19 protein-coding genes are annotated in these 16,880 nt (G+C 61.5%); 12 read left to right on the top strand and 7 right to left on the bottom strand.

Going from position 1 to position 16,880, the window contains the following annotated elements; genetic code table 11:
- Position 1 precedes the first annotated feature (1 nt).
- Entirely contained in the window at positions 2-1,270 is a 1,269-nt protein-coding gene (locus PCQ86_RS00280; protein ID WP_003056119.1) for a TrbI/VirB10 family protein, read from the top strand.
- A complete protein-coding gene (locus PCQ86_RS00275) occupies positions 1,267-1,542 on the top strand; it encodes a DUF2274 domain-containing protein (RefSeq protein ID WP_003056116.1) in 276 nt (91 codons plus the stop codon). Before PCQ86_RS00280 ends, PCQ86_RS00275 begins: the two co-directional genes overlap by 4 nt.
- A 116-nt stretch (positions 1,543-1,658) precedes the next feature.
- On the opposite strand, the gene PCQ86_RS00270 is transcribed toward PCQ86_RS00275, so the two are convergent.
- Complete coding sequence (locus PCQ86_RS00270; RefSeq protein WP_003056114.1) at positions 1,659-2,138, bottom strand: copper chaperone PCu(A)C; 480 nt, start codon at positions 2,136-2,138, stop codon at positions 1,659-1,661.
- Positions 2,139-2,164: 26 nt separating this feature from the next.
- Complete coding sequence (locus PCQ86_RS00265) at positions 2,165-2,656, bottom strand: SCO family protein (protein WP_076841736.1); 492 nt, start codon at positions 2,654-2,656, stop codon at positions 2,165-2,167.
- 160 nt (positions 2,657-2,816) lie between these two features.
- On the opposite strand from PCQ86_RS00265, the gene PCQ86_RS00260 reads away from it, so the two are divergent.
- The 10 genes from PCQ86_RS00260 to PCQ86_RS00215 all read left to right on the top strand — a co-directional run bounded on the left by PCQ86_RS00260 (position 2,817) and on the right by PCQ86_RS00215 (position 13,102).
- Positions 2,817-3,425: a TetR/AcrR family transcriptional regulator gene (locus PCQ86_RS00260; RefSeq protein ID WP_003056110.1), complete on the top strand. Its 609-nt coding sequence runs from the start codon at positions 2,817-2,819 to the stop codon at positions 3,423-3,425.
- Positions 3,422-4,573, top strand: a complete 1,152-nt coding sequence (locus PCQ86_RS00255) for an efflux RND transporter periplasmic adaptor subunit (protein ID WP_003056109.1) — start codon at positions 3,422-3,424, stop codon at positions 4,571-4,573. The genes PCQ86_RS00260 and PCQ86_RS00255 overlap by 4 nt, the downstream gene beginning before the upstream one ends.
- Positions 4,570-5,775 (top strand): ABC transporter permease, encoded by a 1,206-nt coding sequence (locus PCQ86_RS00250; RefSeq protein WP_003056108.1) that lies wholly within the window; start codon positions 4,570-4,572, stop codon positions 5,773-5,775. Before PCQ86_RS00255 ends, PCQ86_RS00250 begins: the two co-directional genes overlap by 4 nt.
- Position 5,776: 1 nt before the next feature.
- On the top strand, positions 5,777-6,487 hold the full coding sequence (locus PCQ86_RS00245) for an ABC transporter ATP-binding protein (RefSeq protein ID WP_003056107.1): 711 nt from the start codon (positions 5,777-5,779) through the stop codon (positions 6,485-6,487).
- A gap of 28 nt (positions 6,488-6,515) precedes the next feature.
- Positions 6,516-6,989 (top strand): cytochrome c, encoded by a 474-nt coding sequence (locus PCQ86_RS00240; protein ID WP_270174591.1) that lies wholly within the window; start codon positions 6,516-6,518, stop codon positions 6,987-6,989.
- On the top strand, positions 6,976-8,463 hold the full coding sequence (locus tag PCQ86_RS00235) for an efflux transporter outer membrane subunit (protein ID WP_003056103.1): 1,488 nt from the start codon (positions 6,976-6,978) through the stop codon (positions 8,461-8,463). Before PCQ86_RS00240 ends, PCQ86_RS00235 begins: the two co-directional genes overlap by 14 nt.
- 123 nt (positions 8,464-8,586) lie before the next feature.
- Positions 8,587-10,302 (top strand): Mu transposase C-terminal domain-containing protein, encoded by a 1,716-nt coding sequence (locus tag PCQ86_RS00230; RefSeq protein ID WP_442874465.1) that lies wholly within the window; start codon positions 8,587-8,589, stop codon positions 10,300-10,302.
- Between the two features lie 2 nt (positions 10,303-10,304).
- Complete coding sequence (locus PCQ86_RS00225; protein WP_126221090.1) at positions 10,305-11,213, top strand: TniB family NTP-binding protein; 909 nt, start codon at positions 10,305-10,307, stop codon at positions 11,211-11,213.
- The gene (locus PCQ86_RS00220; RefSeq protein WP_270174590.1) at positions 11,210-12,427 is read left to right on the top strand and encodes a TniQ family protein; all 1,218 of its coding nucleotides are present in this window, start codon (positions 11,210-11,212) and stop codon (positions 12,425-12,427) included. The genes PCQ86_RS00225 and PCQ86_RS00220 overlap by 4 nt, the downstream gene beginning before the upstream one ends.
- A gap of 60 nt (positions 12,428-12,487) precedes the next feature.
- Positions 12,488-13,102, top strand: a complete 615-nt coding sequence (locus PCQ86_RS00215; protein WP_226184221.1) for a recombinase family protein — start codon at positions 12,488-12,490, stop codon at positions 13,100-13,102.
- A 66-nt stretch (positions 13,103-13,168) separates the two neighbouring features.
- Here PCQ86_RS00215 and PCQ86_RS00210 read toward each other — a convergent pair whose 3' ends face one another.
- Genes PCQ86_RS00210 through PCQ86_RS00190 form a run of 5 tightly spaced genes read right to left on the bottom strand, consistent with a single transcriptional unit; the run spans position 13,169 to position 16,862 of the window.
- Positions 13,169-13,600: an EamA family transporter gene (locus tag PCQ86_RS00210; protein WP_126221088.1), complete on the bottom strand. Its 432-nt coding sequence runs from the start codon at positions 13,598-13,600 to the stop codon at positions 13,169-13,171.
- Positions 13,601-13,628: 28 nt separating this feature from the next.
- The gene (locus PCQ86_RS00205) at positions 13,629-14,981 is read right to left on the bottom strand and encodes an ATP-binding protein (RefSeq protein WP_270174589.1); all 1,353 of its coding nucleotides are present in this window, start codon (positions 14,979-14,981) and stop codon (positions 13,629-13,631) included.
- Positions 14,957-15,622, bottom strand: a complete 666-nt coding sequence (locus PCQ86_RS00200) for a response regulator transcription factor (RefSeq protein WP_005797956.1) — start codon at positions 15,620-15,622, stop codon at positions 14,957-14,959. The genes PCQ86_RS00205 and PCQ86_RS00200 overlap by 25 nt, the downstream gene beginning before the upstream one ends.
- Before the next feature lie 22 nt (positions 15,623-15,644).
- Complete coding sequence (locus PCQ86_RS00195) at positions 15,645-16,403, bottom strand: COG4705 family protein (RefSeq protein ID WP_270174588.1); 759 nt, start codon at positions 16,401-16,403, stop codon at positions 15,645-15,647.
- A 9-nt stretch (positions 16,404-16,412) separates the two neighbouring features.
- Positions 16,413-16,862: a hypothetical protein gene (locus PCQ86_RS00190; RefSeq protein ID WP_270174587.1), complete on the bottom strand. Its 450-nt coding sequence runs from the start codon at positions 16,860-16,862 to the stop codon at positions 16,413-16,415.
- Positions 16,863-16,880 lie beyond the last annotated feature (18 nt).

Below are 16,880 nucleotides of genomic sequence, written 5' to 3'. Positions count from 1 at the left end.
CATGAGCCAGGACGATTCCCCTGATCTTGCGGCGCAGGCGGGCAAGGTCGCGCCCGAGGCGGTGGCGCTGCGCGCCCAGCCGCGCCCGGTCACGCGCCTGAACCGGCGCACGCTGGCCATCCTCGTCGGCGTCCTGTCGGTCGCCGTGCTCGGGGCCACGATCTGGTCATTGCAGCCGCACCGGCGCGGCACGGGCGAGCAGACCGAGCTTTACAACGTCGATCGCGTCTCGAAGTCCGAGGGGCTGGATGGTCTGCCGGCCGACTACTCGAAGCTGCCGCCGAAGGTGCCCGAGCTGGGGCCGCCGCTGCCGGGTGATCTCGGCCCAGCCATCGTGAAGTCGCAGCAGCCGGTGACGCCGGCCTACGCACCGCCGGGACATGATCCGGCGGATGCGTGGCGCAAGGAGGCCGATGCGGCGGCGAACTCGTCGGTGTTTTTCCGCTCGGGCAACCAAGGCAAGGCCACCGCGCCGGTCACGGCGCAAGCCGCTGCGGCTGCGCCCGGCAGCGCCTTGGCGGGCTTCGACCCGCTGGCCGCTGGCCCGGCCTCGACGGCGGCCCAGCCATCCGACCCGACAGCCGTGCAGAACCGGCAAGACCAGAAAGAGGCTTTCCTGAAAGGCGGTTCTACGGAAACCCGCAATTCCGGCAATCTCCAGATGCCGGCCTCGCCGTATCAGGTCATGGCGGGAACGGTGATCGCGGGCGCGCTGGTGACGGGCATCAAGTCCGATCTGCCGGGCGACGTGATAGCCACGGTGACGGAGCCGGTCTATGACACGGCCACTGGCAAGTTCCTGCTGATCCCACAGGGATCGCGCATCCTGGGCAAGTACAACAGCCAGGTGAGCTACGGGCAGAGCCGCGTACAGGTGGTGTGGAACCGCGTCATCCTGCCGGACACGTCCTCGCTGAAGCTAGACAACCTGGCGGGCACTGACCCTGCCGGCTATTCCGGCCTGGAGGATGGCGTCGATTGGCATTGGGATCGCGTCTTCGCGGGTGCGGCGCTGACGACCCTGCTGGGCGTGGGTGCCGAGTTGGCCGCACCGGAAAACCGGCAGGATGGCAACCGCATCGTGATCGCTGGGCGCGATAGCGCGCAGGACAGCATCAACCAGGTCGGGCAGGAGATGACCCGGCGCAACATGAACATCCAGCCGACGCTGACCGAGCGGCCGGGCCTGCCGGTGCGGATCATCGTCAACCGCGATTTTGTGCTGCGGCCGTACCAGCCTATGTTCTTCAACCGTGGAATTGCGAAATGAACACCACCAGGAAGTTGCGGCTTGGGCCGCTGCCCAAGGTCGAGAGCGTCAAGCTGGCCTTTGCGTGCCCGGTCAGCCTGAAAGCCGACCTCGACCGTTACGCCGCGCTGCACGCGCAGGTGTACGGCGAAGCGGTCGATGCCACGACGCTGATCCCGCACATGCTAGAGGCCTTCATGCAAGGAGACCGTGGGTTTCAGAGAAACAGCGCTAGTAAACACGCATTGCAAAACGCTGGTGGAGTAACCATCTCCGGTTGCCGTACGCCGTGAGCTTTTTGGCTATGCGTGACCTAGGTTGCGGGAGTTGGCATCGCGGCTTCGAATTTCGAGGGCTGCAAGCGGTGGGGTGTGCTACAGGTGCGCCATTCACCCACCCGCCAAGTGCTTCAGTGCTTGTGGCCGCCCTGGGCATCGTGGCCAGCCGGCTGGGCGCTGGCGTTGAGCGCACGCACGGGAGCCTTCACTTCGACCGATTCGCGCTTGCCGTCCGGGCCCTCGATGACGAGGGTCAGAGGCACCGTGTCGCCTTCCTTCACCTGCTGCTTCAGGTCCATCAGCATCACGTGGTAGCCGCCGGGCTTGAGTTCCACGGTCTTGCCTGCGGGCAGCTCGACGGCCGGCACCTGGCGCATCTTCATCACGTTGTCCTGCATGGCCATCTCGTGGACCTCGACGGCGGGCGTAAGCGGCGAGCTGGCCGAGACCAGCTTGCTATTCTTGGTTGCCTTCAACTGCATGAAGGCGCCGGTGGCTTTCTGTTGCGGTACGGTGGCGCGCACCCAGGCATCTTTGACGGTGACTTGCGCCTGGGCGGTGGCCGCGAGCAGCGAGGCGGCGACGATGGCTGTGCGGATGACGAGTTTCATGGTGTTCTCCTTGAGGGGATAGAGGGTCAGGCAGGGTTCAAGAGCTTGCGGATGTCGTCCGCATAGTCTTGGGCGGGTTGCTCATGGCGCAGGGCCAAGCGCAGCTTTCCTAGCGGGTCGTAGACGTAGCTGAGCGATGTGTGGTCCATGGTGTAGGACGATCCCGTCGGCATTTTCTTGTAGTAGACCTTGAAGTCCTTGGCGATCTGTGCGGTGCGTTCCAGGTCGCCGTACAGACCGATAAAGCTGGGGTCGAATGCAGCCGTGTAGGCTTTGAGCACCTCGGGCGTGTCGCGCTCGGGATCGACCGTGACGAACAGTGTCTGGAAGCGCTCGCCGTCGGGGCCGAGAAGCCGCTTGACCTCGGCCGCCCGCGCCAGGGCCGTCGGGCAGACATCTGGGCACTGAGTGAAGCCGAAGAAGACCAGGATGGCCTTGCCTCGGAAGTCCGCCAGCGTGCGCTCATTGCCATCCGGGTCGGAGAGCCGGATGTCCGTGGCATAGGTTGCACCGGTCAGATCGACACCTTTGTACGTGGGGACGTCTCAGAAAACGGAAAATAAAGCACGTTAAGCCCATTGCAGACGCTAGATATTGACGAGTACGTCGGGTTTTCTCTTGTTTGAGTTGCCTCTTGTGGTAAGATAGTAATCAATTACTATCTTACAAGGAGTGCTCGTGGACACCCATCCAAGGCATCTGCCGGCCGATGAACGTCGTGCCGTAACTGTCGAGTCCGTCGTGGCGCTTGCCGGTTCACAAAACCCAAGCGAGATAACCACTGCAGCTATCGCTAAACACATGAACTTGACCCAGGGTGCGCTGTTTCGGCACTTCCCGAACAAGGAAGCCATTTGGCAGGCGGTCATGGAGTGGGTAGCAGAGCGCCTATTAGCCAGAATCGATCGATCCGCACAAGGAATCGAGTCGCCCTTGGCAGCCATGGAGGCGATGTTCATGAGTCATATCGAATTCGTAGCTGAGCACCCAGGCGTGCCAAGAATGATGTTTGGTGAGCTTCAGCGTGCCGAATCGACACCGGCCAAGCGCATGGTGCAAACCTTGATTCAGCGCTACGGCGAACGTTTGCATCGTCTCATCGAGAAAGGCAAGGCCAGCGGCGAGTTGTCTCCCTCGCTTGACAACGAGGCGGCGGCAACGCTGTTCATTGGCACGATCCAGGGCTTGGTCATGCAATCGCTGTTGGCGGGTGATGTGGGACGTATGCACCGCGATGCGCCGCGCGTCTTTGCAATTTATCGGCGTGGCATAAGGAGTGCGCAATGAAAAAGTTACCCTTGCAAGGCCGCACCCTGGCGCTGCTTGCCGTCATCATTCCTTTGCTGGTGCTTTTTATTTATGTCGGTCTGCGATCAGGGCCGCTCGCCCCGGTCGCGGTGACGGTGGCAAGCGTGGAATCACGGGCTATCACACCGGCGCTGTTCGGCATCGGCACGGTGGAGGCGCGCTACACCTACAAGATCGGGCCGACGTTTGCCGGGCGCGTCAAACGCCTGGAGGTGCATGTAGGCGACCAGGTCAAGGCCGGACAGGTGCTCGGCGAGATGGAGCCGGTCGACCTCGATGATCGGGTGCGCTCACAGGAGTCGGCATTCAAGCGTGCGGAAGCGGCTTTGCGCGAGGCAGAAGCCCGGCAAGCCTACGCGCAAACCCAGGCGCGCCGCTACGAGCAATTGTTTGCGGTGCGCTCGACCAGCGAGGAAATCGTCACCACCAAGCGGCAGGAACTGCAGATCGCCGATGCCGCCTTATCTGCCGCTCGGGAAGATATTGTCCGGGCACGCTCCGACCGCGAAGGACTCGTCGCGCAGCGGAGCAATCTGCGCCTGATCGCGCCGGTCGACGGTGTAGTCGCCGTGCGCGATGCCGATCCCGGCACGACCATCGTCGCGGGCCAGGCCGTGGTGGAAGTGATCGACCCCAAGAGTTTGTGGATCAATGCGCGCTTCGACCAGATCAGCGCATCGGGGCTGGCTGGGGGGTTGCCGACTCTTATCGTCCTGCGTTCGCGTGGTGGCCAGACCTTGAAAGGTCGCGTGCTGCGGGTGGAACCCAAGGCCGACGCGGTAACCGAGGAAACGCTTGCCAAGGTGACATTCGATAACAAACCAGAACCTTTGCCACCGGTGGGTGAACTGGCCGAAGTCACGGTTGACTTGCCGGCGCTCCCGGCCGCTCCACTGATCCCCAACGCTGCCGTCCAGCGTGAGGGCGACAAAGTTGGTGTCTGGCAAATCGTGGATGGTGATCTGCATTTCTCCCCGGTCAAGCTCGGCACTTCCGACCTCAATGGTTACGTGCAGGTGCGCGAAGGGCTCAAGAATGGGGACCAGGTTGTGACCTATAGCGAAAAGGCACTGACGGCGCGCAGCCGCATCCATGTGGTCGACCATATCCCAGGAGTGTCACGATGATCAGCCTGGCCGGCCGCGACATTCTCCATGCCTGGGGAAAATTCGTCTTCACCGGCATCGGTCTGGGTCTGCTGATCGGCGTCACCCTGGTCATGGCTGGGGTGTACCGAGGCATGGTGGACGACGGCAAGGCGTTGCTCGACAACAGTGGCGCTGACCTTTGGGTGGTGCAAAAGGATACTCTGGGTCCTTATGCGGAGTCGTCCAGCCTCAACGATGACGTGTATCGCGCCATTCTCGCCATGCCGGGAGTCTCACAGGCAGCGAACGTGACCTACCTGACCATGCAGGTACGCAAGGGCGAGAGTGATGTACGCACCATGGTGGTCGGCATCGCGCCCGGTGCGTTGGGGGCTACACCCGGATGGCCTCCTTATCTCGTCGCTGGACGCCAGATCACGCGCGGTCACTACGAGGCGGTGGCCGACATCGCCACCGGCTTCAAACTGGGAGATCGTCTTGCCATTCGCCGAAATCATTACACCGTCGTGGGGCTGACACGGCGCATGGTGTCGTCCAGCGGCGACCCGATGGTATTCATTCCGCTCAAGGATGCCCAAGAGGCTCAGTTCCTCAAGGACAACGACGCCATTTGGCAAAGCCGGCGTCGCACCGAAGCCAACCCGGCCTTCAATCGACCCGGTGTTACTGGTTTGCTGGATGCCGTGATTGCTTCACAGAGCACCAACGCGTTCGTCAATGCAGTGCTGGTCACTCTGAAACCTGGTCATGCGCCGGACGAGGTTGCCGAATCCATCCGGCGCTGGAAACGTTTGACGGTCTACACACGGGCACAGATGGAAGACATCCTCGTCGGCAAGTTGATCGCCACGTCGGCCAAGCAGATCGGCATGTTCTTGGTGATTCTGGCCATCGTTAGCGCGGCCATCGTTGCCTTCATCATCTATTCGCTGACGATGGACAAAATCCGCGAGATCGCGGTGTTGAAGCTCATCGGCACACGCAACCGAACCATCGCCGCGATGATCATGCAGCAGGCGCTCGCCCTGGGCGTGATTGGTTTCGTGGTCGGCAAGATCACAGCCACTTTCTCAGCGCCCCTGTTTCCCAAGTACGTACTGCTGATGCCGTTCGACTCCATCGCCGGTTTTTTCGCCGTGCTCGTGATCTGCGTTCTAGCCAGCATCGTCGCCATTCGCATGGCACTCAAGGTCGACCCGGCCGAAGCCATTGGAGGTTGAGATGAGTGGCAAAGGCATTCGCATCGAAGGTTTGAGAAAACGTTATGGCGAGGGCGATACCGCGGTCAATGCCTTGAAAGGCGTGGACATGCAGGTGGCACCCGGCGAGGTGGTGGGCCTGATTGGCCCTTCCGGGTCCGGCAAGAGCACGCTGCTCAAATGTCTGGGCGCGGTGATTGATCCGACCGCCGGTCGCATGACGCTGGGCGATGAAGTGATCTACGACGATGGCTGGAAAGTCCGCGACTTGCGCGCCTTGCGGCGCGACAAGATCGGTTTCGTTTTCCAGGCACCATACCTGATTCCGTTTCTCGATGTCACCGACAACGTGGCGCTACTGCCGATGCTCGCAGGCGTCGCGAATGGGGAGTCGCGCGCGAAGGCACTGGAACTGCTCACCGCGCTCGATGTGCAACACCGGGCTCGCGCCATGCCCTCGCAACTCTCCGGTGGCGAGCAGCAACGGGTCGCCATTGCGCGAGGTTTGGTCAATCGCCCTCCGGTGATCCTGGCTGATGAGCCCACAGCTCCACTAGACAGTGAGCGCGCCATGGCTGTAATCCGCATCCTCAATGACATGGCTCGGAAGTTCGAGACCGCCATCATCGTCGTCACCCATGACGAAAAGATCATCCCCACTTTCAAGCGCATCTACCACATCCGCGACGGTGTGACCCATGAGGAAGCTGGCGAAGGGCGGGAGTTCGAATGAGAGAACGATTGAATTACAGGAGAATTTCATGACCCACCGCAAACACAGCCACGCATTTGGAACTATCACCCTGACCGTTACGGCCTGCCTGCTTTTATGGGGTTTTCAGTTGCCAGCTTGGGCTGGTGACGCTACCCAGGTTGAGCCACTGGCGCTACGCAAGATCATGCAGGAACTCGGGCGCAACATGCAGGCTATTACCGGTGCGATTTCGCAGGAGGAATGGGTTCAGGTCGTTCAGCTCGCCCCAAAAGTTGCTGCACACCCCGAGCCACCGCTTACTGAAAAAAAGCGCATCCTTGCTTACCTCGGCGCTGATGCGACCAAGTTCAGAAACTTTGACGCGCAGACTCACGAGGCGGCGCTGGCCATGAAGCTGGCTGCTGCGAGCAGCGACGGCAAGGCGGTGATCCAATCATTCGCCCACGTGCAGGAAAGCTGCTTGGGCTGCCACCAAGCTTTCCGTAAACCTTTCGTGGAGCATTTTTATGGAGCACGCTAAAACATGCCAGCGCCCCATCAGCCTCGAAAGACGGCTTGCGGCAACTTACCTGGTAGCTGGTCTGGTCACCGCCGGTCTGGCCGGTTGCGCCGCCGGCCCTGATTTTCAGCGTCCCACCGCACCCGATGTGGCTCGCTACACTGCAACACCGGTGGCTGATAGAACCGCGTCCGCTCCCACGCAGTTCGGCGAAACACAACGTCTAGTCGAAGGGCTTCCGATCGAAACGCAATGGTGGCAAAGCTTGGGTTCATCCACACTCGACGGACTGATCAACGAAGCTTTCCATGTCAGCCCGACGCTGGCGAGCATCAGCGCCAATTTGCGACAGGCGCAGGAGCTTCTTGCCGCACAGGCGGGCTCGACGCAATATCCACAGGTAGATGTCGCACTGGGATCTCAGCGCCAGCAAATGAGTCCCAGTAGCCAAGGGTTGAGCGGAGACGCACGTCAATTCAGCCTCTACAACGCCAGCGTTGGCGTGCATTACAACCTCGATCTGGCTGGCGGCAACCGGCGCGCACTCGAAGCCTTGGCTGCTCGCGCCGACTACCGTCGCTTCGAACTGAATGCTGCGCGCCTGGCCCTTGCCGGCAACATGGCAACCGCTGCCATTACCCGAGCACGCCTCGCCGCGCAACTAGAAGCCACTACTGCCATTTTGCGCGTGCAGGATGAGCAACTGCGCCTAGCCCATGAACGCGTGCGTATCGGTCAGGCCTCACCTGATGAAGCGTTGAGCCTACAAGCTCAGGCGGAGCAAACGCGGGCAGAACTGCCTGCGCTGCGTAAACAACTGCAACAAACCGAACATCTACTGGCGGTGCTAGCCGGTCGTGCCCCAGGCACGGGTGGCATCCCGGCCTTCACTCTGGCCGATTTCACTCTGCCCGTCGAGATGCCGCTCGTCGTGCCCTCAGAACTGGTGCGCCGCCGACCGGATATCCAGGCGTCAGAGGCGCTGTTGCATGCGGCCAATGCAGACTATGGTGTGGCTGTCGCCAAGCTCTACCCACAGATCAACCTGAGCGCCAACCTTGGCTCTCAAGCGCTGACCACCGGTACCCTGTTCGGTGGTGGCTCGGCAGTGTGGGGCCTGGTTGCGCAGCTCACCCAGCCTCTTTTTAATCCAGGGCTACCCGCTGAAAAAAGAGCGGCGCTCGCCGCTTTTGATGCCGCCGCAGCCAATTACCAGAGCGTCGTATTGGAGTCTTTGCGTAACGTCGCCGACACCCTGCGCGCGGTGGAAAGCGATGCACAAACTTTGACTGCCCTCGCTGCCGCTGATATGGCTGCACAGGCCTCCTTGCAGTCGGTCGAGCGGCAATACCGGCTGGGCGCGGCCAGCTACCTGCAACTGCTCATCGCGCAGCAACAGGCACAGTCAATCCGGATCAATATGGTTGCGGCCCAGGCACAACGCCTAGTCGATAGTGTTGCTTTATATCAGGCCCTGGGAGGTGGTGTCAGTTAAGGCTATGCCCTAACCTGATGTCATTTTCAGAAGACGACTGCACCATTCAACTGGGTATGAAGCTTGTTGTGCATATGGCTTTTGACAGCCAGATATCAGAACTCCTCTGCACGAAACTCGTCTATGCTCAATACTCGTGTGCACCAAAGCGAGGTGAGCATGGGGACCGATATCGCACCGATTACCGAGCACGGCGTGGCTACCCTGCCAGAACAGGCATGGGAGCGTGCGCGTCGTCGCGCGGAGATCATTGGGCCGTTGGCGCAGTCGGAGACGGTCGGGCATGAAGCGGCCGACGTGGCAGCCCAAGCATTGGGTCTGTCCCGGCGGCAGGTCTACGTCCTGATCCGCCGCGCCCGGCAAGGTTCGGGACTGGTCACTGACTTTGCGCTTGGGCAGTCGAGCGGAGGCAAAGGTAAAAGCCGCTTGCCGGAGTCGGTCGAACGAATCATCCGCGAGCTAATGCAAAAGCGCTTCCTGACCAAGCCGAAGCGTAGCTTGGCGGCGTTCCACCGCGAAATTGCGCGGGAGTGCAAGCTGCAAAAGCTGCGGGTGCCGACGCGCAACACGGTGGCGTTGCGGATCGCCAGCCTTGATCCACTCAAGACCACTCGCCTTCGAGAAGGTCAGGATGCGTCCCGCGCCCTGCAAGGTGTTGGTGGTGTTCCGCCGCCTGTCTCCGCACCGCTGGAGCAGGTGCAGATCGACCACACAGTCATCGACCTGATCGTGGTGGACGAGCGCGACCGGCAACCGATTGGCCGACCATATCTGACCATCGCCATCGACGTGTTTACCCGCTGCGTTCTCGGCATGGTCGTCACGCTGGAAGCGCCGTCATCCGTTTCGGTTGGTCTGTGCCTCGCGCATGTTGCTTGCGACAAGCGTCCCTGGCTGGAAGGACTGAATGTGGAAATGGACTGGCCGATGAGTGGCAAGCCCAGGCTGCTCTACCTGGACAACGCGGCCGAGTTCAAGAGCGAGGCCCTGCGCCGTGGCTGTGAGCAGCATGGCATCCAGTTGGACTATCGTCCGCCTGGGCAGCCGCACTACGGCGGCATCGTGGAACGGATCATCGGCACGGCGATGCAGATGATCCACGACGAACTGCCGGGGACAACCTTCTCGAATCCCGGCCAGCGCGGGGACTACGATTCTGAAAACAAGGCAGCTCTGACATTGCGCGAGCTGGAGCGCTGGCTCACATTGGCGGTCGGCACCTATCACGGCTCCGTGCACAACGGCCTGCTCCAACCGCCGGCCACGCGTTGGGCTGAGGCCGTGGCGCGTGTCGGTGTACCGGCCGTCGTCACCCGCGCCACGGCTTTTCTGGTCGATTTTCTGCCAATCATCCGCCGCACGCTGACCCGCACCGGCTTCGTCATCGACCACATTCACTACTACGCCGATGCGCTCAAGCCGTGGATAGCTCGGCGCGACCGCTTGTCTACGTTCCTGATCCGGCGCGATCCGCGCGACATCAGCCGTATCTGGGTGCTGGAACCGGAGGGGCAGCATTACTTGGAAATCCCCTACCGTACCTTGTCGCACCCGGCTGTCACCCTCTGGGAACAACGGCAGGCGCTGACGAAATTGCGGCAGCAGGGACGCGAACAGGTGGATGAGTCGGCGCTGTTCCGCATGATCGGACAGATGCGCGAGATCGTGACCACCGCACAGAAGGCCACGCGCAAGGCGCGGCGCGACGCGGATCGACGCCAGCACCTCAAGGCATCTCCTCCGCCGGACAAGCCGATTCCGCCGAAAACGGACGTTGCTGATCCGCAGGCAGACAAGCTGCCACCGGCCAAACCGTTCGACCAGATTGAGGAGTGGTAGCAGTGGACGAATATCCCATCATCGACTTGTCACACCTGCTGCCGGCGGCGCAGGGCTTGGCCCGTCTTCCGGCGGACGAACGCATCCATCGCCTTCGCGCCGACCGCTGGATCGGCTATCCGCGTGCAGTCGAGGCGCTGAACCGGCTGGAAACTTTGTATGCGTGGCCGAACAAGCAGCGCATGCCCAACCTGCTGCTGGTCGGCCCGACCAACAACGGCAAGTCGATGATCGTCGAGAAGTTCCGGCGCACGCATCCGCCCAGTTCCGATGCCGACCAGGAGCACATCCCGGTGCTGGTCGTGCAGATGCCGTCCGAGCCGTCGGTGATCCGCTTCTACGTCGCGCTGCTCGCGGCGATGGGTGCGCCATTGCGGCCGCGCCCACGGCTGCCGGAAATGGAGCAATTGGCGCTGGCCTTGCTGCGCAAGGTCGGTGTGCACATGTTGGTGATCGACGAACTGCACAACGTCCTGGCCGGCAACAGCATCAACCGCCGAGAATTCCTCAATCTGTTGCGTTTCCTCGGCAACGAACTGCGCATCCCGCTGGTCGGCGTCGGCACACGCGATGCCTACTTGGCGATCCGCTCGGACGACCAGTTGGAAAACCGCTTCGAGCCGATGATGCTGCCGGTGTGGGAGGCCAACGACGATTGCTGCTCACTGCTGGCCAGCTTCGCGGCTTCGCTCCCGCTGCGGCGACCCTCGTCGATTGCCACGCTGGACATGGCCCGCTACCTGCTCACACGCAGCGAGGGCACCATCGGCGAACTGGCGCACTTGCTGATGGCGGCGGCCATCGTCGCCGTGGAGAGCGGCGAGGAAGCGATCAACCATCGCACGCTGAGCATGGCCGATTACACCGGTCCCAGCGAGCGGCGGCGGCAATTCGAGCGGGAACTGATGTGAAGCCAGCGCCACGCTGGCCACTGCATCCGGCCCCCAGAGAAGGCGAAGCCTTGTCTTCGTGGCTCAACCGCGTGGCCCTTTGCTATCACATGGAGGTGTCCGAGCTGCTGGAGCACGATCTTGGTCACGCTCAGGTTGATGACCTGGATACCGCGCCACCACTGGCGCTGTTGGCGATGCTCTCCCAGCGGAGCGGCATCGAGCCGGACCGGCTGCGTTGCATGAGTTTCGCCGGCTGGGTGCCTTGGCTACTGGACAGCCTTGATGATCAGATTCCAGACGCATTGGAAACCTATGCGTTCCAGCTCTCGGTGCTGCTGCCGAAACTCTGCCGTAGGACGCGATCCATCACGAGCTGGCGTGCCTGGCTGCCCAGCCAGCCGCTACATCGCGCCTGTCCGCTCTGTCTGAATGACCCGGCAAACCAAGCCGTACTGCTTGCATGGAAGCTGCCCCTGATGCTGAGCTGCCCGCTGCATGGCTGCTGCCTGGAATCCTATTGGGGCGTGCCTGGACGGTTTCTCGGCTGGGAGAACGCCGACACTGCGTCGTGCACCGCCAGCGACGCGATTGCAGTCATGGACCGGCGTACCTGGCAGGCACTGACGACCGGCTATGTGGAACTGCCGCGCCGACGCATCCATGCTGGATTGTGGTTTCGACTGCTACGCACGCTGCTCGATGAGCTGAACACCCCGCTTTCGGCGTGCGGAACCTACGCGGGGTATCTCCGCCAAGTCTGGCAAGGCTGCGGGCATCCGCTGCGTGCTGGGCAAAGTCTGTGGCGACCGTATGAAACCCTGAACCCGGCAGTACGGTTGCAGATGCTGGAGGCGGCGGCAACGGCAATCAGCTTGATCGAGGTGAGGGATATAAGCCCGCCAGGCGAGCATGCAAAGCTGTTCTGGTCCGAGCCCCAAACCGGGTTCACCAGTGGTCTGCCGGCGAAAGCGCCGAAGCCCGAACCCGTCAATCACTGGCAACGGGCGGTCCAAGCTATCAGTGAGGCGATCATTGAAGCGCGGCACGACCCCGAGACGGCGCGCTCGCTGTTCGCGTTGGCTTCCTATGGTCGGCGCGATCCCGCTTCCCTGGAACAGTTGCGCGCCACCTTTGCAAAGGAAGGCATTCCCCCGGAATTTCTGTCACATTACGAGGCTGATGGACCCTTTGCATGTCTTAGACAGAATGACGGGTTAAGTGACAAATTTTGACGACCAGAACTTTCCGGTGCACACTGTCACATAATCGAACGTATATGTGACAGGTGCAAGATGCTGATTGGCTACATGCGGGTATCGAAAGCAGACGGCTCACAGGCCACCGACTTGCAGCGTGATGCACTGATCGCTGCCGGCGTCGATCCGGCCCATCTCTACGAGGATCAAGCGTCGGGCAAACGCGAGGATCGTCCCGGCCTGTTGAGCTGCCTGAAGGCGCTACGACCGGGGGATACGTTGATGGTGTGGAAACTTGACCGGCTCGGGCGCGATCTGCGGCATCTCATCAACACCGTGCATGACCTGACCGGCCGTGGCATCGGTCTGAAAGTGTTGACTGGGCACGGTGCAGCCATTGACACCACGACGGCCGCCGGCAAGTTGGTCTTTGGCATCTTCGCCGCGCTGGCCGAGTTCGAGCGCGAACTGATTGCCGAGCGCACGATTGCAGGATTGGCTTCGGCGAGGGCGCGCGGTAGGAAGGGCGGCCGGCCCTTCAAGATGACTGCCGCCAAGTTGCGGCTGGCGATGGCCGCTATGGGGCAGCCCGAAACCAAGGTCGGCGATCTATGTCAGGAACTGGGCATCACACGGCAGACCTTGTATCGGCACATTTCGCCGAAGGGCGAGTTGCGCCTTGATGGCGAGAAACTGCTCAGTCAAGTTTGATGGCAGGACAGCGGTTACTGTAGACGAATCGTGACGACTGGTTGAGTCAGTATGTCCTACCTGTTATCACTTGAACGCCAATAACAGAACGCCTCCGGCGACCATCGAAATGCCGGACCACTCCCTCAGTGACGGGCGTTCGCCCAAAAAGGCGAAAGCAAATACCGCCACCAGGACAAGACTGAGTTTATCCACTGGCGCAACCTTGGATGCATCGCCAATCTTGAGTGCGCGGAAGTAGCAGACCCACGATGCCCCTGTTGCCAAGCCGGACAGCCCGAGGAAAAGCCATGTCTTGGGTGATAACTCCAAGGGGTTGGCCCATTTCCCCGTGTAGGCAACAAACGCCGACAGGACGACGATGATGATGGCCGTGCGGATCAAGGTGGCCAGATCGGAATCAACTCCCTGAATGCCAACCTTGGCAAAAATAGCCGTCAGTGCCGCAAAGATGGCGGACAGCAAAGCCCAATAAAACCACCCCGCCGAATTGACCATTTAGCCTGCCTCCACGTTTCTCAAACCGCTACCGCATGGGAACGATAACGGCAACATTTAAGCCAGTTTGCTTCTCTTGATCTGAGAAGTCGAGGCGGATTTCAGCACCGATGCGATTGGCAATCGTCTGGACAATGGATAGTCCCAGACCCGAGCCGATCTGCTCGCTCCCCAGCGTGCGGTAGAAGGGATCAAACACTCGATCCCGTTCAGCCAACGGAATGCCAGGCCCACTGTCCTGAATACGTAGTACGACCTTCCCTTCCGAAACACCCACAGAAAGATCAACACGCCCTCCCTCTGGCGTGTAGCGGATGGCGTTATCGACCAGGTTCTTGACCACAGCGATCATGTCCAGCTCGCTTGCCCACACTTCGGCGTCCAGCGTGCCTTCGACACCAATGTCGATGTACTTGGCCTCGGCCAGCGGCATGAGGTCTTCCAGCACGCGGCGGTAGATGCTCTGGACAGATACAGGCGACTTCGGCAGGTCGGTGGCTGACTGCGCCTTGGCCAAGGTCAAGAGTTGATCGAGCAGGCTGCGGCTGCGCTCGATCCCTTGGCGCAAAACCGTCAGCCGTTCGCGCGCCACGCTGGACATTTCCGCTTCCGCGAGCCGTTCTGCTTGCAGCGACATGGCTGTCAGCGGCGAACGTAGCTCGTGCGCGGCATCCGCCACAAAGCGGCGCTGAGATTCCATCGACTGGCTGACACGAGCGAGCAGGCGATTGATCGCCACGGCAAACGGACGTACCTCGACCGGAAGGTGGCGGTCTTCGACGGGATGCAGTTCCTGCTCTGCCCGCTGGTCTATTTCCTTGGACAGCGCCGCGATGGGCTGGAACATCTTGCGCACCAGGTCAGCAACGATCAACAGCAGCACCGGCACGAGAATCAAGAAAGGCATCACCGTGCGCAGTGCCCCGTCGCGGGCAATTTCATTGCGGAAACCGGACTCCTGAGCCACAGCAATGCGTTCGCCGCTCGCCGTGGTCTTGACCAGCACGCGAAACGTCTCGCCACCAACTTCCAGCGTGTGCAATCCATCCGCCAAGGTCGCCGGGAGCGGGAGCACGCCTCCTGCATCCACGCCTACCGTAGAGGGACTGACCTCACCCAAGCGCTGGACGATCACGCGCGACTCTTCATCGACATCCTTGAGACGGATATCGGTGGTTGGCACGGCAGGCAACAAGCGCTGGCGATCCATGAGCTGCGCCACCTGGCGCAGTACATCGTCCTGTAGTTCGTGCGCTTCATCGAAGGCGGACAGGAACGAGAATACGCCCGCCACAACGGCCACCACGAGGATGGCCAGCGACAAGGTGAAGGACAGCTTGAGCTGAACTGATTCGTTCAAGCGCCTTTTGAGACCATCCATCCGACCCCCCTGACGTTCTTGATGACCTCGCCACCGAGCTTGCGCCGCAGTGCGTGGATCAGATATTCGACGGCATTGCTTTCGACTTCTTCCCCCCAGCCATAGATGCGATCCTCCAGTTCGCTGCGCGAAAGGATGGCACCAGGCCGAACCAGCAAGGCTTGCAGTAACGAGAACTCGCGGTTGGACAGTTGCACTTGGGGGCCATCATTGGCACAAGCCTCTTTGGTGGCCGGGTCGAGCGTCACCACGCCGTTGCTGAGCACGGGAGCTGCCGTGCCACCTTTGCGCCTCAGGACGGCGCGCATCCGGGCCAGCAGTTCCGCCATCTGAAAGGGCTTGGACACATAGTCGTCGGCCCCGCCATCCAGGCCGCGCAGGCGATCATCCAGACCATCGCGAGCCGTGATGATGAGCAGGGGAACCGGGTTGTCCTTGGCTCGGATGCTGGCCAGCACCTCCAGCCCATCCTTTCCGGGCAGACCGAGGTCGAGTAGCACCAGGTCGTAATGCTGGCAGCCCAGCGTGGTGAGCGCCGTCTGCCCGTCCTTCACCCAGTCGGCGGCGTAGGACGCATCCTTCAATGCGCCCTGGATCGCGTCACCGATCATGGGATCGTCTTCGACAAGCAATACCCGCATTCCCCCTCCGTTCAATCGTTGTTCAATGTGCCGTCCTGGCTGCTCTCTGCCTGAACAGCAGGATCGCAGTCAGCATGAAGGCCAACAGTGCGGCCGATGCCGAATAGCGGCTCAACGCCAGACCACCCGCGCTCAGTGGCTTGTCCAGAAAATCCCCGACCACGGCACCCAGCGGGCGAGTCAGGATGAACGCCGCCCAGAACAGCAGCGTGCGGGACACGCTCGTCCAGTAGTAGGCTGCCACGACCAGCGCGAGCAGCCCGCCGAACACGACGGCCGCACCCGTGTAGCCCAAGCCCGCCGTGTCGGCTGTCCAGTCGCCTAACGCGGTGCCCAGCGTTTGGGAGAACATGATCGTCAGCCAGTAGAAGGCTTCCGCCTTGGGCGAGCTGACCGTGCTTACCGACACGGAGCCAAGGGTGCGATGCCAGACGAAGAGAGAGCCAAGCAGCAAGGCCAGCAGCAAGCTCGAACCGCCAGCGTACCCGATTCCGAGCGATCGGTCCGCGAAATCGGCCAGCGTCGTGCCGACCGTGGTTGTCGCGATGATGGTCGTCCAGTACAGGAAGGGGTGGAAGTCCTTGGCCTTGACCTGCGCGACCACGGCAGCCAGGAAGATCGCCGCGAAGATGGCTGTACCGACCAGGTAGCCCAGGTTCATGGACATCGAAACCGCATCACCGCCAGTTTCACCGAGCGTCGTGGCGGCAATCTTGATGAGCCAGAAGCCCAGCGTAACTTCGGGCACCTTGGCCAAAGCGTGTTCAGTGGATGTTTTCATGGGGCGCGCTCACTTTCCTTCGAGCGTGTTAAAGGTTTTCAGCAGGGCATCCATCGCAGCCTTGCAGTCAGCCTGGCTTGGCGTGTCTGCGCGAAGCGCCGCAAGCGACTTGTCGATGGCCTTGTCGAGCAGATGCCAGTCATCTGCCGCGCGCGGTTTGAGTCCGGCTTCGGCCGAGTCCCATGCGACTTCCAAGTCCTTGATGCGTGACTTGGCAGCAGGCAGATCGCCCTTGTCAACAGTGGCGGCGACATCGGTGGCGATGCTGCGGAAGGCCGACAGGTCGCCCAGCTTGGAGGCAGTTTTGCCTTGCGAGGCCGAGACAGTCTGGGCCGGTGTAGTTGATGCTGTGCTTGCGTTGTTCTGATCGGCAGATTTGGAACAACCAGCCGCGAGGGCCAAGAGCACGGCGGCCGAAATAGCCGCAACAGAGCGAGCGATTGAGTGCTGTATGAACATGTTTTTCTCCTTGTGTAG

The sequence above is a fragment of the Diaphorobacter sp. ED-3 genome (genome assembly GCF_027625375.1).
GTDB lineage: Bacteria > Pseudomonadota > Gammaproteobacteria > Burkholderiales > Burkholderiaceae_C > Diaphorobacter > Diaphorobacter nitroreducens.
This window is presented reverse-complemented; position numbering and strand designations above follow the sequence as displayed.

Bases quoted from the DNA above. Each gene is read 5' to 3' on its own strand.
- PCQ86_RS00235 (WP_003056103.1), top strand. From the start codon at position 6,976: ATGGAGCACGCTAAAACATGCCAGCGCCCCATCAGCCTCGAAAGACGG.
- PCQ86_RS00210 (WP_126221088.1), bottom strand. From the start codon at position 13,600: ATGGTCAATTCGGCGGGGTGGTTTTATTGGGCTTTGCTGTCCGCCATC.
- PCQ86_RS00240 (WP_270174591.1), top strand. From the start codon at position 6,516: ATGACCCACCGCAAACACAGCCACGCATTTGGAACTATCACCCTGACC.
- PCQ86_RS00190 (WP_270174587.1), bottom strand. From the start codon at position 16,862: ATGTTCATACAGCACTCAATCGCTCGCTCTGTTGCGGCTATTTCGGCC.
- PCQ86_RS00205 (WP_270174589.1), bottom strand. From the start codon at position 14,981: ATGGATGGTCTCAAAAGGCGCTTGAACGAATCAGTTCAGCTCAAGCTG.
- PCQ86_RS00230 (WP_442874465.1), top strand. From the start codon at position 8,587: ATGCTCAATACTCGTGTGCACCAAAGCGAGGTGAGCATGGGGACCGAT.
- PCQ86_RS00255 (WP_003056109.1), top strand. From the start codon at position 3,422: ATGAAAAAGTTACCCTTGCAAGGCCGCACCCTGGCGCTGCTTGCCGTC.
- PCQ86_RS00200 (WP_005797956.1), bottom strand. From the start codon at position 15,622: ATGCGGGTATTGCTTGTCGAAGACGATCCCATGATCGGTGACGCGATC.
- PCQ86_RS00250 (WP_003056108.1), top strand. From the start codon at position 4,570: ATGATCAGCCTGGCCGGCCGCGACATTCTCCATGCCTGGGGAAAATTC.
- PCQ86_RS00275 (WP_003056116.1), top strand. From the start codon at position 1,267: ATGAACACCACCAGGAAGTTGCGGCTTGGGCCGCTGCCCAAGGTCGAG.
- PCQ86_RS00270 (WP_003056114.1), bottom strand. From the start codon at position 2,138: ATGAAACTCGTCATCCGCACAGCCATCGTCGCCGCCTCGCTGCTCGCG.
- PCQ86_RS00195 (WP_270174588.1), bottom strand. From the start codon at position 16,403: ATGAAAACATCCACTGAACACGCTTTGGCCAAGGTGCCCGAAGTTACG.
- PCQ86_RS00280 (WP_003056119.1), top strand. From the start codon at position 2: ATGAGCCAGGACGATTCCCCTGATCTTGCGGCGCAGGCGGGCAAGGTC.
- PCQ86_RS00215 (WP_226184221.1), top strand. From the start codon at position 12,488: ATGCTGATTGGCTACATGCGGGTATCGAAAGCAGACGGCTCACAGGCC.
- PCQ86_RS00245 (WP_003056107.1), top strand. From the start codon at position 5,777: ATGAGTGGCAAAGGCATTCGCATCGAAGGTTTGAGAAAACGTTATGGC.